This is a genomic window from Pseudomonas entomophila L48 (assembly GCF_000026105.1).
In the GTDB taxonomy this organism is placed as follows: Bacteria; Pseudomonadota; Gammaproteobacteria; order Pseudomonadales; family Pseudomonadaceae; genus Aquipseudomonas; species Aquipseudomonas entomophila.
In genome coordinates, this window is record NC_008027.1 from 997,067 (window position 1) to 1,011,973 (window position 14,907).

The window sequence follows — 14,907 nt, forward strand, 5'->3', positions numbered from 1 at the left end:
TTCGAAGCCACAGGCTCAGGAGTCGCTGCAATGCTCAATGCCGAACAACGTGCAATCATCAAGGCCACTGTTCCCCTGCTGGAAAGCGGTGGCGAGGCGCTGACCACCCACTTCTACAAGCTGATGCTCAGCGAATACCCCGAAGTACGCCCCCTGTTCAACCAGGCCCACCAGGCCAGTGGCGACCAGCCACGCGCCCTGGCCAACGGCGTGCTGATGTACGCCAAGCACATCGACCAGCTCGAGCAGCTCGGTGGCCTGGTCGGGCAGATCATCAACAAGCATGTGGCCTTGCAGATCCTGCCCGAGCACTACCCGATCGTCGGCGGCTGCCTGCTGCGCGCCATCGAGGAAGTGCTGGGCAAGGACATTGCCACCCCCGAGGTCATCGCCGCCTGGGCGGCGGCCTATGGGCAACTGGCCGATATTCTCATCGGTGCCGAAGAGAGCCTGTACAAGCAGAAAGAAGCAGCTGCCGGTGGCTGGCGCGGTGCCCGCGAGTTCCGGCTGGTGCGCCGTGAGCAGGAAAGCAGCGAGGTGGTCTCGTTCTACTTCGCCCCGGTAGATGGCAAGCCGGTCATCAAGGCCGAACCGGGCCAGTACATCGGTCTGCAACTGTTCATTGGCGGGGCCGAGCAGCGCCGCAACTATTCACTGTCGGCCCTGTGCGATGGTGAGCAGTACCGCATCAGCGTCAAGCGCGAAGCCGAGGGCAAGGTCTCCAACTACCTCCACGACGAACTGATGGTGGGCGCGACGGTGCAACTGTTCCCACCTTCCGGGGACTTCACCCTGGCCGCCAGCGACAAGCCGCTGGTATTGATCAGTGGCGGCGTGGGCATCACCCCGACGTTGGCCATGCTCGAAGCGGCGCTGAAGACCCAGCGCCCGGTGCACTTCATTCATTGCGCGCGCAATGGCGCGGTGCATGCGTTCCGTGACTGGGTCGACGGGCTGGCCGAGAAGCATCCGCAGCTCAAGCGCTTCTATTGCTACGCCGAGGACGACGGTAGCCGTGCTGCCGATGCGGTGGGCCTGCTGGATCAGGATTTGTTGGCCGAATGGATGCCGCGTGAACGCGATGTCGATGCCTATTTCCTCGGGCCCAAGGGCTTCATGGCGGCGATCAAGCGTCAGCTCAAGGGGTTGGGGGTGCCGGAAGGGCAGAGCCGTTATGAGTTCTTCGGGCCAGCGGCGGCATTGGAGTAATCGGTAGCGCTTACTGACGGTTCGCCGGCAAGCCGGCTCCTACAGGTTCCTTAGGGGCCGGCTTGCCGGCGAACGGCACTGCATCCCAATCGCTGCGGTTCGGCGTTCCGCCGTAGCGCTTCCTGCCAGGCTCCCGGCCGTGGGTAATCGAGAACGAAGCGGACGATTGCATTCGCATGGGGCGCTGCGGCCGAGCGCCGAACCGCAGCGATTGGGCCTAGCCCCCTCTCTATATAAGGAAAGATGAAAGCCGCTACAGCGGCCTTCATCTTTAATCCTCCTTTAATCACTGTATCCTTCACTCCCGAGTGTCGAGGGGCCTGGCCCTGGCTGGCGCTTGGGCCTCCGTGTTTTTCACGCACGGTGGTTGAACCGAAACCGACCCGCTCGGTCCTAGGTCAACAGTGGATAGCCGCACGCCCCGCCTCGACACATTCAAAGGTCATCTCCAGCGTGTAGACTTGGCGCCCCCGGGCAGCCAACGCTGCCACTCTCCATCGAAGGAATCGGCAATGAACGAACTCACATCGCGCCTGAATCGGGAACGGCGCTTTCTGGTGCTCCTCGGCGTGATCTGCCTGGCACTGATCGGCGGTGCGCTGTACATGCAGGTGGTGCTGGGCGAGGCGCCGTGCCCGCTGTGCATCCTGCAACGCTACGCGCTGCTGTTCATCGCGATCTTCGCCTTCATCGCCGCCGCCATGCCGGGGCGCAAGAGCCTGACCTTCTTCGAAGTGCTGGTGGTGCTCAGCGCCATCGGTGGCATCGTTGCAGCCGGCAACCATGTGTATATACTCGCCAACCCGATGGTCAGCTGCGGCATCGACACGCTGCAACCGATCGTCGATGACCTGCCGCTGGCCAAGCTCTGGCCGCTGGCTTTCCAGGTCGACGGCTTCTGCTCCACGCCGTACCCGCCGATCCTCGGGCTGTCGCTCGCCCAGTGGGCCCTGGTCGCCTTCGTGCTGACCACCGTGCTGGTCCCCCTGGGAATCTACCGCAACCGTCGTCGCGGTTAGACCAAAGTCCCTATTTGACCCAGGTCTATTGCAGGGCGTGAGAAGGCACAAACCCTGCCGAATGATTGACCAGGGTCAAGCTCGGGACCTTGCGCAATGCGGGTTTCAGGGCTATTCGGCGGGGTGCGACAAACTGTCGCGAAGTTGATTTTTTGAGCAGCATTGTTACGCATTCTGTAAAAGACTGTTGCTCAATAAGTCATAGTCAATGGGGGGCGACCTCACTACAATCGCCCCCAATTTCCGTTCGGCACTGCTTGCGAGTCGCAGGATTGAAGGAAGCCGCAGCGCTCCCTTTTGCTGACTTCGTCAAGTTTCGCCCAACGGCGATACCGGGCGGACCCCCCTCCGCGTTTTCCGCACCAAATGGACTTGGTCTGAAGTACAGGCCTGTTGCCTACGAAACCATAAGCACCGTTAACACGCTTGGCGCCAAGGTCCTGCAGTCGGACCCCGGGCAGGAGCGAGTACGGGCGCGAATTGCCGCACTTGGCAGGACGAAGTGTTGGCTACCAAAACACAAATTGCATTGAAGCAAGCTGATCTAGAGGTCGTGAGATGAGTAAAAAGCGTTACCCCAGACTGTTTGGCATATTGCCCTTTTTAGGCATGCTTTTACTCAGTGGGTGCAACTGGACCCTGCTCGACCCGAAGGGCCAGGTCGGCATTGAGCAGAAGAACCTGATCCTGATCGCCACCGGCCTGATGCTGCTGGTGGTCGTGCCCGTGATCATCATGACCCTGGCGTTCGCCTGGAAGTACCGTGCTTCCAACAAGGCCGCCACCTACACCCCCGACTGGTCGCACTCGACCAAGATCGAAGCCGCGGTGTGGATCATCCCGATCCTGATCATCATCGCCCTGGGTTACTTCACCTACCACTCCACCCACAAGCTGGACCCGTACCGTCCACTGGATTCCGATGTGAAGCCGGTGCAGATCGACGTGGTCGCGCTGGACTGGAAGTGGCTGTTCATCTACCCGGAGCAGGGCATCGCCACGGTCAACAAGATCGTCTTCCCGGCCAACACCCCGGTCAACTTCCGTGTCACCTCCGACGCCGTGATGAACTCCTTCTTCATCCCGGGCCTGGGTGGCCAGATCTACGCCATGGCCGGCATGACCACCAAACTGCACCTGATCGCCAACGAGAACGGTGAGTTCGACGGTATCTCCGCCAACTACAGCGGCGCCGGCTTCACCGGTATGAAATTCAAGGCTGTCGCCACTTCGCAAGCTGACTTCGATGCATGGGTCGCTGAAGTGAAGGCATCGCCGAAGAAACTGGACCAGGCCGAATATGACGCCTTGGCCAAAGCTAGCGAAAACAACCCAGTCGCGCTGTACAGCGAGGCTCCGGCTGACCAGTTCCAGCGCATCGTCGACAAGTACGAAGGCATGAACCGCGGTCGTCCGAACCACGAAGAAGCAGGCAGCAAAGACCTGGCCACTACCAAGGGTGTGGAATCGAGTATGCAACCAGCTGCCGGTGCAGAGGAGTAAGAGATGTTCGGTAAATTAACTCTGGAGGCGATACCGTATCACGAGCCGATAGTCATGGTGACGCTTGCCATGATCGCGCTCGGTGGTATTGCCGTCGTTGGTGCCATCACCTATTTCCGCAAGTGGACCTACTTGTGGACCGAGTGGTTGACCACGGTCGACCACAAGAAAATCGGCGTGATGTACATCATCGTCGCTATGGTCATGCTGCTGCGCGGCTTCGCCGACGCCATCATGATGCGTACCCAGCTGGCCGCCGCCACCGGTGGCTCCGAAGGCTACCTGCCGCCTGAACACTATGACCAGATCTTCACCGCCCACGGTGTGATCATGATCATCTTCATGGCGATGCCGTTCTTCACCGGCCTGATGAACCTCGCGGTTCCGCTGCAGATCGGTGCACGTGACGTTGCCTTCCCGTTCCTGAACTCCCTGAGCTTCTACCTGCTGCTGGCAGGCGTGCTGCTGGTCAACATCTCGCTGGGCGTTGGTGAATTCGCCAAGACCGGCTGGGTTGCCTATCCGCCGCTGGCGGGCATCCAGTACAGCCCTGGGGTGGGTGTCGACTACTACATCTGGGCGCTACAGCTCTCAGGCCTGGGTACGACACTGACCGGCGTGAACTTCCTCGTCACCGTGATGAAGATGCGCGCCCCTGGCATGAAGCTGATGGACATGCCGATCTTCACCTGGACCTGCACCTGGGCCAACGTGCTGATCGTCGCTTCCTTCCCGATCCTGACCGCCGCACTCGCCCTGCTGACCGTTGACCGTTATCTGGACTTCCACATCTTCACCAACGAGCTTGGTGGGAACCCGATGATGTACGTCAACCTGTTCTGGGCATGGGGTCACCCTGAGGTGTACATCCTGATCCTGCCGGCCTTCGGCGTGTTCTCGGAAGTTACCTCGACCTTCGCAGGCAAGCGCCTGTTCGGTCACCACTCGATGATCTACGCATCGGGCGCGATCGCCATCCTCGGCTTCGCGGTCTGGCTGCACCACTTCTTCACCATGGGTGCCGGCGCCAGCGTCAACACCTTCTTCGGCCTGGCGACGATGCTGATCTCCATTCCGACCGGTGTGAAGCTGTTCAACTGGCTGTTCACCATCTACCAGGGCCGTCTGCGCTTCACCGCGCCGATCATGTGGACCCTGGGCTTCATGGTCACCTTCTCCATCGGTGGCATGACCGGCGTTCTGCTGGCTGTTCCAGGTGCCGACTTCGTTCTGCACAACAGCCTGTTCGTGATCGCCCACTTCCACAACGTGATCATCGGTGGCGCGGTCTTCGGCTACATCGCCGGCTTCGCCTTCTGGTTCCCGAAAGCCTTCGGTTTCACCCTGAACGAGAAGTGGGGCAAGGCTGCCTTCTGGTTCTGGATCTCCGGCTTCTACGTAGCGTTCATGCCGCTGTACGCCCTGGGCTTCATGGGCATGACCCGTCGTCTGAACCACTCCGACAACCCGCTGTGGGAACCCTACCTGTACGTGGCCGTCGTCGGCGCCGTGCTGATCCTGTTCGGTATCGCCTGCCAGCTGATCCAGATCTACGTCTCGGTTCGCGACCGCAAGGACAACATGGACGTCACTGGCGACCCATGGGGTGGCCGTACGCTCGAGTGGTCGACTTCGTCGCCACCTCCGTTCTACAACTTCGCTCACATGCCTGAGCATGTAGGCCTGGACGCCTGGCACGAAGCCAAGCAAGCCGGTGCCGCGTACAAAGCTCCGGCCAAGTACGAAGCGATCCACATGCCGAGCAACACCTCGACTGGTCTGTTCATGGGCCTGCTGTTGACCGTGTTCGGCTTCGCCTTCATCTGGCACATCTGGTGGCTGGTGGGTGCGAGCCTGGTTGCGACCATCGCTGTCTTCGTTCGCCACGCCGCGCGTGACGACCAGGGCTACATGGTTCCGGCCGAAGAAGTGGCGCGCATCGAAGGCGAGCGCATGAAGGCGCTGGCCAAGGCTGGTGCACTGCCTGCCGGCGGCGCACGTGTCGAATCGTTTGAACGGGTGTAATCAATGTCCAGTCAAGTAATGCACGGTGCTGCTCATGGTCACGACCATGGGCATGATGACCACCACCACGACTCGGGCCAGATGACCGTCCTCGGTTTCTGGCTGTACCTGATGACCGACTGCATCCTGTTTGCGTCGCTCTTCGCCACCTACGCGGTGCTGTCCGGCAGTTTTGCCGGCGGCCCGTCGGGTCACGACATCTTCCAGCTCGACTTCGTGCTGGTTGAAACCGCGTTCCTGCTGCTGTCCTCGATCACCTTCGGCTTCGCCATGCTGAAGATGTTCGACGGCAAGAAGGCAGGTGTACTGGGCTGGTTGGCCGTGACCTTCCTGTTCGGTGCCGGCTTCATCGCGATGGAAATCTATGAATTCCATCACCTGATCGCCGAAGGCTTCGGCCCGCAGCGCAGTGGCTTCCTGTCGGCGTTCTTCGCCCTGGTAGGTACCCACGGTCTGCACGTGACCGCCGGCCTGATCTGGATGGCGATCATGATGTATCAGATCAACAAGCACGGCATCACGCCGACCGCCAAGACCCGCATGAGCTGCCTGAGCCTGTTCTGGCACTTCCTGGACGTGGTCTGGATCTGCGTGTTCACCGTCGTCTACCTGCTGGGAGTTCTGTAATGGCTAGCGCACACGACACTCATCACGAGGGTAACCACGGTAGCGTGAAGTCGTACATGATCGGCTTCGTGCTCTCGATCATCCTGACCGCGATCCCGTTCGGCCTGGTGATGTTCCCGAGCCTGCCGAAGAACCTGACCGTCCTGGTCGTGGTGGCCATGGCCGTCATCCAGGTGGTAGTGCACCTCGTGTACTTCCTGCACATGGACCGCTCGAAAGAGCAACGCTCCAACGTGTCGACGTTCCTGTTCACTGTTCTGGTAATCGCGCTGCTGGTCGGCCTGTCGCTGTGGATCATGTTCAGCATCCACTTCGAAATGCTGGCCAAGTGAGGTAAGACTGCATGTCCGTTAAGCACTTTATCCAAATCACCAAACCGGGGATCATTTTCGGTAACGTGCTTTCCGTGGCAGGCGGCTTCTTCCTTGCCTCGAAGGGCCATGTGGACTTCGCCCTGTTCCTGGCGGTGGTGATCGGTACTTCGCTGGTGGTCGCGTCCGGATGCGTGTTCAACAACTGCATCGACCGCGACATCGACCACAAGATGGAGCGCACCAAGAACCGCGTCATGGTGCAGGGCGGCATGTCGCTGACCCTCGCGCTGGCCTACGCCACCCTGCTCGGGGTGGCCGGCTTCAGCCTGCTGTATGTCCAGGCCAACCCGCTGGCGGCGTTCTGCGCGCTGGTCGGCTTCGTCGTCTACGTCGGCTTCTACAGCCTGTGGCTGAAGCGCAAATCGGTGCACGGCACCTTGGTTGGCAGCCTGTCCGGTGCCATGCCTCCGGTGATCGGCTACTGCGCCGTGAGCAACAGCTTCGACCTGGCGGCGGTGACGCTGCTGGTGATGTTCAGCCTGTGGCAGATGCCGCACAGCTTTGCGATCGCGATCTTCCGCTTCAAGGACTACAGCGCCGCCAACATTCCGGTCCTGCCGGTGGCGCGCGGTATCCTGGCGGCGAAGAAGCAGATCGTGCTGTACGTGCTGGCCTTCGTGCTCGCCACCGTCATGCTGACCCTGGGCGGCTACGCCGGCCTGGGTTACCTCGCCGTGGCGGCCGCCATGGGCCTGTACTGGTTGTACATGGCCTGGGGTGGCTACAAGGCCGAGGATGACAGCAAGTGGGCGCGCAAGGTGTTCGGCTTCTCCATCCTCACCGTCACCGCCCTGAGCGTGATGATGTCGGTGGACAGCCAGACCGCGGCCGATGTGCTGATGACCTACGCACGCTGACAGCGACGTTTGCTACACAAGAAGCCCGGCCCAGTGCCGGGTTTTTTATTGCCTCCGGGCAGGCTTTCCGGCTGATAGGGCTGACTCAGTGAAGGCATCTTTCCTACTCCTATCACTGAGGAGTCAGACAAATGAGTGTATTTACAGCGTACTTCTGCGGCACCGGTTCCCACCGCTTCGACACCAGCAACCCCAGCTACTGGAACGGTGAGCTGGTCTCGACCCTGGCTAGCCACGACAAGGGCTGGGAGTTTGCCGAATGGGTTGCGGTCGATGGACCTGGCAGTGGCAACATGCAGGACGACGATCTGTTCGTCGAACCTGGGGGCTACTTCAACTGGACCGGAGCGCTGTTCGGTAAAGGCTGGAATGAGAACGTCGCGCACGTCCTGCAGGTCATCAAAGGTGAACCCGCTTGGAGCCGTACCAAGCTCAGCGAGGCGGAGTACACGAAGCTGAAGGCGGCCGGGGTGGATATCCCCGACCTCAGCGCAAGTGGCTCGTGGTTCTGGCGTACCTACGATTACGGCGACCGCACGCCCACGCCTCAACAGCTGCAGGCAGGGATCATCGCCATGCACCGCAAGCCGAAGATTCCGACCCAGGTCAACCTTGTCGGTTGGAGCCGGGGCGGCATCAGTTGCCACATGCTGGCCAATGCCATGGCGAAGGACCCCGTGCTGAAGAATGTGCCGGTGAACATTTTCGTCATCGATCCGGTGCCTGGCCCGCTCAATGTGCAGGAGGAACGTGTGAAGTTGGCCAGCAACGTCAGGGAGTATGTCGGCTTCTTCTCCCGCGATGAGCGCTCCAAGGGGTTCGCCTGCGTGATCCCATCGATCGAGCGGGGCACCAGCATGTCCATCTTCCCGATGCCCGGTCGCCATGCCACGCTGGTGGGCAATGCCTCGCTCGAAGGGGTGGGCGCTGGCAAGCAGCTCATCGAGCCAGGTTTGGTCGTGCGCCATTACGCCGAGGTCTGCCTCAAGCGCTGGGGCGTGAGCCTGGACAAGTGCCTGAGCCTGACTGATGCCCAGGTGACGGCGTATCACAGCGCCATTGCCGCCCAGGATGAACGCTATGTCGCCATGCGCAGCAAGTCTTATTCGCTCGTCCTTGAAGGTGACAGGAACGACCGCTTCGTCCATCACGGTCTGCGTGAGACCAGCTTCAGCTTTTGCCGAGGCGAGCACCTTTATCCGAGCGACGGACTGAGCCTGCAGCACATCGATGCCAATACCTACAAAGTGTTGCGCTGATCTGCCGGATCTACGCACGCTGATCGCTGGCTGATACCGCGAAACGCCCCGGCTTGCCGGGGCGTTTATTTTTGTGTGGGGAAATACATAAGTATCCAGTTGACAGGGTCAGGCACTTTGCAGGATTTTATCCGCCGCAGGTCAGGATGACCTGGCGGCCGTGGGTTGGCCGTATACCCTCTAGACGAAGGACTGTACCGTGACCGAATCGAGCCTCGCTCTTTCGACGGGTGGCGTGTTTGCACGCCCGCTCGCTGCCCCCCTCGACACCGCGCTTGCCATCCTCGAATGCCTGTTCCGTCGCCGCAGCCTGGCCCCTGGGCAGGACCCCGCGCTGGGCGAGGCCGCCCTGGCGCCGCACCTGCCCAAGGTATTGGCCGCGCTCGAGCAAGGCCTGCCCATCGAGATGGTACTTCCAGCATTTCCTGGAAAATCACCGAACCGCCAGAAGACCCTCGGCCCGTTGCCCGATCTCGCCGAGCACCACGCCATCGACGAACTGCACAGGTTGTGTGAAGAGATCCGTGCGCTGCACGCGCCGGGTGCGGTGATCCACATCTGCTCGGACGGGTATGTGTTTTCCGACCTGGTGCGTGTGCCCGATGCCCATGTCCAGGCCTACACCGACGACATCCAGCGCTATGCCGACCAGCACTACCCCGGCAGCTTCACCCTGTTCGACCTGAAGGACGCCTACCCGCATCTGGGTTGCCTGGACTCGATGCGCGAAGAGCTGATGATCGAGCACGGCCAGTCGCTGCGGGTATTGCAGCAGCGCTTCGAAGCCGAAGACCACATGATGCTGATGTACTGTGGTATCCACCGTTTCCTGTCGGAGGACTATGCGGGCCTCGCGGACTTCGCCGGCATGAGCATGAACGCGGTGAAGAAGGTGGCCAAGCCCGCCTCGCAGCGGGTGATCCAGCGCAGCGAGGCGTGGAGCGCTTTGCTGCAGGCGCGTTACCCCCATTGCCTGCGCCTGTCGATCCACCCGCAGTTGGCGGTATCCACCAAGATCGGTATCCGCCTGGTCCCCACCAGCGACCTTTGGCGCACGCCCTGGCATTCGGTGGCCATCAAGCGTCGCGGCGTGGTCACGCTGGAGCGCCGCAGCAATGTCGACGAGCGCTACAGCCGTCTTGTGTTCAGCCGTGGCCGGCCGTGCCACTACGCCAGTGTGCAGTGATGGAACGACTGGCTGATGTGCATGCGGTGCTGTTCGACCTCGACGGCACCCTGGTGGATACCTTGCCCGATATCGCCTGGTGCCTGAACCATGTTCTGGGCCAGCACCGGCTGCCCCAGCTGGCTGTCGAGTCCGTGCGCAGCCTGGTCGGCGGCGGCGTGGCCGCAATGATCGAGCGGGTCGCGCAGGCGCACGGCGTAACTGACGCCCGGCACCTGCAGGAAGCCTACAGCGCCTGCTATCGCCAGCACCTGGTCAGGTTGTCGAGGCCTTACGCGGGTGTCGAGCAGCTGCTCGAGGCGCTTGGTGCGCGAGGCCTGCCCATGGCGGTGGTGACCAACAAGGCCCATGCGCTGGCGTTGGAGGTGGTCAAGTACCTGTTGCCGATGAATGCCTTCGCCGTGGTACTTGGCCATCAACCGGGGCAGCGGCTCAAGCCCGCGCCAGATGCCGCCCTGCAAGCCGCCAAGCGGCTCGGCGTGGCGCCCGCTGATTGCCTGTTCGTCGGTGATACACCCATCGACCTGCGCACGGCGCAAGCCGCCGGCATGCCAGTGGCGGCGGCGGGCTGGGGCTATGGCGAGCCTGGCGTGCTGCGCGATCACAAGCCGCAGCTGTATTGCGAACACCCCCATCAGTTGCTCGCGGCCTTGTGTCCGGCAGCTGTGCGACCCCCGCGAGCCGAACTGACAGGTTCGCTGTAGCTTCCACTCAAGGACGACAGAAGATGCAAGACAAAGACAGCTGGGTCTCGGCCGTCAGCCAGGTGCTGGACGGTTATCTGCTCAAGGCCGAGGGCGATTGCTTCGCCGAGGCCGGCAAGGCGCACCTGGCCGAGGACCTGGTACGTTGTTTCGAACGCGGTGAGCCCGTGCGCATGGTGCTGCCGGGCTTCCCTTGCAAGTCGCCGAACGACCGCGACAAGACCTTTGGCGTGCTGCCGGACTACGGCGAGGTGATGGCCATCGAACGCCTCGACCGCCTTGGCCAGGAGATCGCCGCCCTGCACGCGCCGGGGTGCGAGATTGTCATCCTCAGCGATGGCACCACCTTCAACGACATCGTCGGCGTGCCTGACGACGTTCGCCGTCATTACAACCAGGCATTGCGCACCCTGTGCGTCACCCACAGCATCCGCTGGGTGAGCATGGAAGACCTGTTTCCCCAGGCCAGCAGCCCGGACGCGCTGCGTGCGACCCTGGTCAAGCAGGCCCGCCTGCCCTGGAAGAACGTCGAAGCATTGATCGAGCAGTGCCAGCAGGACGAAAGCCTGGCCCGTAGCCATGACAAGCTGTGCAGCCACCTCTACAACGACCTGCGTCTGTGCCGCCAGCCGGGGCAGGACGAGGACGAGCACCTGCGCCAGATCAGCCACAAGGCCTACCAGATGATGCTGCGTGGGCAGGCGTTGAACGCCGCGGTCGATCGCTTCTTCCCCGAGCACATTCGCCTGTCCGTGCACCAGTACGACAACGCCGGGCCCAAGTTCACCCTGGCCCTGGCCGACGGCCTGAGCCACGTGACCAGCCCCTGGCACGCGGTGCCGGTGCGCCAGCTCGATGGCGGCCAGTCCTTGCGCGGCCGCGCCGAGATCGATGGCAGCCGGCATGTGCAGGTGACCTGGCAGGGGCGGCCATGGCTGCTTCATGAAACCCAGGGTGAAGCGCTGCAAGGTTATCGCTTCGAGCTGCAGAAGCTGCCCCTGTTCGGCCTGGTGATCAGCGACCCCATGGGGCTGGGCTTCGAGCGATTGTCCACCGAGACCCTGCAAGCGTTGGTGCGCAGTTTCGGCTTCGTCTGCCTGAGGGGCTGCGAGTATGCCGACCAGGCCAGTTTCGCCGCCGACTGCGCGCGCTTTGGCACCATCTACCGTTGGGCTTTCGGCGAGGTACACGTGGTCAAGCCGGCCGACCAGCCGCAAGGGGTGGTGCATTCGCTGGAGAAGACGCCATTGCACTGGGACCTCAACCTGCTGCCCGACAGCGACCCGTTGGTGCAGCGCGACCCCAAGTTCTGCGCGCATACCTTCATGCTGTACTGCAAGACGCCGCCGCAGCCCGGGGAAGGGCAGACCACCATCGTCGACAGCCGCAATGCCCTGGCAAAGGTCGGCCTGCGGACCGCCCGGCAATGGCAGGGTATCGACATCACCTACTACACGCGCATGACCTATTTCGGCGGCTCACCGCGTTCTTATCCGCTGGTGGACCGCGATCCTCGCAGTGGCGAGCCGGTGTTGCGTTACCAGGAAGGTTGCGAGTCGTCGCTGCAGACCCTGGAGCAGCGCGTGGAGGGTGGTGACGAGGCCTTCCAGCGCGAGTTGATCGAGCAATTGGACGGGCTGGTCTACGACCCTCATTGCCTGATCGCCCATGAATGGGCGGCGGGTGACCTGGTGCTGATCGACAACTACCAGACCTTGCACGGGCGCCTGCCCATGAGCCCGGCCTCGGCGTCCCGTGAGCTGTGGCGGGTGCAGGTGTACTGACTGGCCAGGTGTGTTCTGTGGGAGCGGCCTTGTGTCGCGAAAGGGCTGCGCAGCAGCCCCAGCATTTATGGGGTGTTGCTTAAACCCTGGGGCCGCGTTGCGGCCCTTTCGCGACACAAGGCCGCTCCCACAGGGTTTGTGTTGTTCTGTTTTTATTGATTTTTCAATGCATGCGCCTGAAAAATTCTAATAAAACAGAAAATTATCCTTTACGAAATTTGCTCTGCGGGATTATCTTCTGATTCGGCCGCCGCAGCGGCCAACGTCGCTCGGACGGTTCCGGGCGCTTACGTCTGCAGAGGAACACATGGCCAATCCCGGTTCGCCGCGCCGCTTCGCGCGCATCGATCGTCTCCCCCCGTACGTCTTCAACATCACCGCCGAGCTCAAGATGGCCGCCCGCCGCCGTGGCGAGGACATCATCGACCTGAGCATGGGCAACCCCGATGGCGCCACCCCGCCGCACATCGTCGAGAAGCTGGTGCAGGTCGCCCAGCGTGAAGACACCCACGGCTATTCCACCTCCCGAGGTATCCCGCGCCTGCGCCGCGCCATCTCGAACTGGTACAAGGAACGCTACGACGTCGCGATCGACCCGGAGAGCGAAGCCATCGTCACCATCGGCTCGAAAGAGGGTCTGGCGCACCTGATGCTCGGCACCCTCGACCATGGCGACACCGTGCTGGTGCCCAACCCCAGCTACCCGATCCACATCTATGGCGCGGTGATCGCTGGCGCCCAGGTTCGCTCCGTACCGCTGATTCCAGGCGTGGACTTTTTCAACGAGCTGGAGCGGGCGATCCGCGAATCGATCCCCAAGCCGAAGATGATGATCCTCGGTTTCCCGTCCAACCCCACCGCCCAGTGCGTCGAGCTGGACTTCTTCGAGCGCGTGGTGGCCCTGGCGAAGCAGTACGATGTGCTGGTGGTGCACGACCTGGCCTACGCCGATATCGTCTACGACGGCTGGAAGGCCCCGTCGATCATGCAGGTGCCGGGGGCCAAGGACATCGCGGTGGAGTTCTTCACCCTGTCCAAGAGCTACAACATGGCCGGCTGGCGCATTGGCTTCATGGTAGGAAACCCGGAGCTGGTCAGCGCCCTGGCGCGGATCAAGAGCTACCACGACTACGGCACCTTCACCCCGCTGCAGGTGGCGGCCATCGCCGCCCTGGAAGGCGACCAGCAATGCGTGCGCGACATCGCCGAGCAGTACCGCCAGCGCCGCAACCTGCTGGTCAAAGGGCTGCATGAACTGGGCTGGATGGTCGAGAACCCCAAGGCCTCGATGTATGTCTGGGCCAAGATCCCCGAGGCCTACGCGCACCTGGGCTCGCTGGAGTTCGCCAAGAAACTGCTGGCCGAGGCCAAGGTCTGCGTCTCGCCGGGTATCGGTTTCGGTGACTACGGCGACGACCATGTGCGTTTCGCCCTGATCGAGAACCAGGACCGGATTCGCCAGGCCATCCGCGGCATCCGCCAGATGTTCCGCGCTGACGGCCTGATCAACAAGTAACCCCCGATCCTGTAGGAGCCAGCCTTGCTGGCGAACCCCCGCCAGCGCGTTCGCCAGCAAGGCTGGCTCCTACCGGTCAATCGCCGCCGATGGGCGGCGATCTTTTTTGCATGCCCCCTCTTCTCAGCCGTTCGCGCTTGGATTACAAATGGCGCCGCGGGCGCTCGCCCTCATAACAACAACCTCCCTCCCTGGCCATCATGTCCGAACAGAACCCTTGCCTGACCTGCGGCGCCTGCTGCGGCTACTTTCGTGTGTCTTTCTTCTGGGGTGAATGCCAGTCCGCCGGCGGCCTGGTGCCCGACGATCTGGTGGTACAGATCAACCCGACCCGCGTCGCCATGATCGGCACCGACGCCAAGCCCTGCCGCTGCGTCAGCCTGGGTGGCGAGATCGGCACGCAGGTGGCCTGCACCATCTATGAGAACCGCTCCAGCCCGTGCCGCGAGTTCGATGCTTCGTGGGAAAACGGGGTGCACAACCCCAGCTGCGACGATGCCCGAGCGGCCTATGGCCTGCCACCGCTGACACCGCCAGGGGCCAACGAGCCGCACTGGCCGGATGACGGCGCCGAGGTGGCCTGACCCAGCGTATGAAACCTCTGTAGGAGCGGCTTCAGCCGCGATGTGGACATCGCGGTAGGTGGCACCCGCTTTGCGGGTGATCGCGGCTGAAGCCGCTCCTACAGAGGATCGTGCCTGGCCGTATCACGCGCGCACCGAAACGTCTAACCTGTTCACGCTTTGGCAAAGTGACATGACCGTTCGTCGGATGGATCCAATCAGGATCCCCTTGAAACCCGCGAAACACGTGCCGCCTTGAAAAAGTATTAACACCATTTGAT

Annotated in this window: 13 protein-coding genes; all 13 read left to right on the top strand. The window is 62.2% G+C overall.

All coding sequences use genetic code 11. The features are described from left to right. The first annotated feature begins 30 nt into the window (after positions 1-30). The 13 genes from hmpA to PSEEN_RS04490 all read left to right on the top strand — a co-directional run bounded on the left by hmpA (position 31) and on the right by PSEEN_RS04490 (position 14,647). A complete protein-coding gene (hmpA, locus tag PSEEN_RS04430; RefSeq protein WP_011532284.1) occupies positions 31-1,209 on the top strand; it encodes an NO-inducible flavohemoprotein in 1,179 nt (392 codons plus the stop codon). 512 nt (positions 1,210-1,721) lie between these two features. Continuing rightward, positions 1,722-2,228 (top strand): disulfide bond formation protein B, encoded by a 507-nt coding sequence (locus PSEEN_RS04435; RefSeq protein WP_011532285.1) that lies wholly within the window; start codon positions 1,722-1,724, stop codon positions 2,226-2,228. A 558-nt stretch (positions 2,229-2,786) separates the two neighbouring features. Next, positions 2,787-3,731 (top strand): ubiquinol oxidase subunit II, encoded by a 945-nt coding sequence (gene cyoA / locus PSEEN_RS04440; protein ID WP_011532287.1) that lies wholly within the window; start codon positions 2,787-2,789, stop codon positions 3,729-3,731. 3 nt (positions 3,732-3,734) lie between these two features. Next, on the top strand, positions 3,735-5,756 hold the full coding sequence (gene cyoB, locus PSEEN_RS04445; protein WP_011532288.1) for a cytochrome o ubiquinol oxidase subunit I: 2,022 nt from the start codon (positions 3,735-3,737) through the stop codon (positions 5,754-5,756). Positions 5,757-5,759: 3 nt separating this feature from the next. Continuing rightward, positions 5,760-6,383: a cytochrome o ubiquinol oxidase subunit III gene (gene cyoC, locus PSEEN_RS04450; protein ID WP_011532289.1), complete on the top strand. Its 624-nt coding sequence runs from the start codon at positions 5,760-5,762 to the stop codon at positions 6,381-6,383. Further along, the gene (gene cyoD, locus PSEEN_RS04455) at positions 6,383-6,715 is read left to right on the top strand and encodes a cytochrome o ubiquinol oxidase subunit IV (RefSeq protein ID WP_011532290.1); all 333 of its coding nucleotides are present in this window, start codon (positions 6,383-6,385) and stop codon (positions 6,713-6,715) included. The genes cyoC and cyoD overlap by 1 nt, the downstream gene beginning before the upstream one ends. Positions 6,716-6,726: 11 nt before the next feature. Then, positions 6,727-7,614, top strand: a complete 888-nt coding sequence (gene cyoE, locus PSEEN_RS04460; RefSeq protein ID WP_011532291.1) for a heme o synthase — start codon at positions 6,727-6,729, stop codon at positions 7,612-7,614. 131 nt (positions 7,615-7,745) lie between these two features. Beyond that, positions 7,746-8,873, top strand: coding sequence for a hypothetical protein (locus PSEEN_RS04465; protein WP_011532292.1), 1,128 nt, complete (start codon positions 7,746-7,748; stop codon positions 8,871-8,873). Positions 8,874-9,072: 199 nt separating this feature from the next. Then, positions 9,073-10,059, top strand: coding sequence for an isocyanide synthase family protein (locus tag PSEEN_RS04470; protein ID WP_011532293.1), 987 nt, complete (start codon positions 9,073-9,075; stop codon positions 10,057-10,059). Further along, positions 10,059-10,763 carry an HAD family hydrolase gene (locus PSEEN_RS04475; RefSeq protein WP_011532294.1) on the top strand — a complete coding sequence of 235 codons (705 nt, stop codon included), beginning with the start codon at positions 10,059-10,061 and terminating at the stop codon, positions 10,761-10,763. The genes PSEEN_RS04470 and PSEEN_RS04475 overlap by 1 nt, the downstream gene beginning before the upstream one ends. A 23-nt stretch (positions 10,764-10,786) precedes the next feature. Further along, complete coding sequence (locus PSEEN_RS04480; protein ID WP_011532295.1) at positions 10,787-12,547, top strand: isocyanide synthase family protein; 1,761 nt, start codon at positions 10,787-10,789, stop codon at positions 12,545-12,547. 307 nt (positions 12,548-12,854) lie between these two features. Further along, positions 12,855-14,063, top strand: coding sequence for an alanine transaminase (alaC, locus tag PSEEN_RS04485; RefSeq protein WP_011532296.1), 1,209 nt, complete (start codon positions 12,855-12,857; stop codon positions 14,061-14,063). A gap of 200 nt (positions 14,064-14,263) precedes the next feature. Further along, on the top strand, positions 14,264-14,647 hold the full coding sequence (locus PSEEN_RS04490; RefSeq protein ID WP_011532297.1) for a YkgJ family cysteine cluster protein: 384 nt from the start codon (positions 14,264-14,266) through the stop codon (positions 14,645-14,647). Positions 14,648-14,907: the final 260 nt, after the last annotated feature.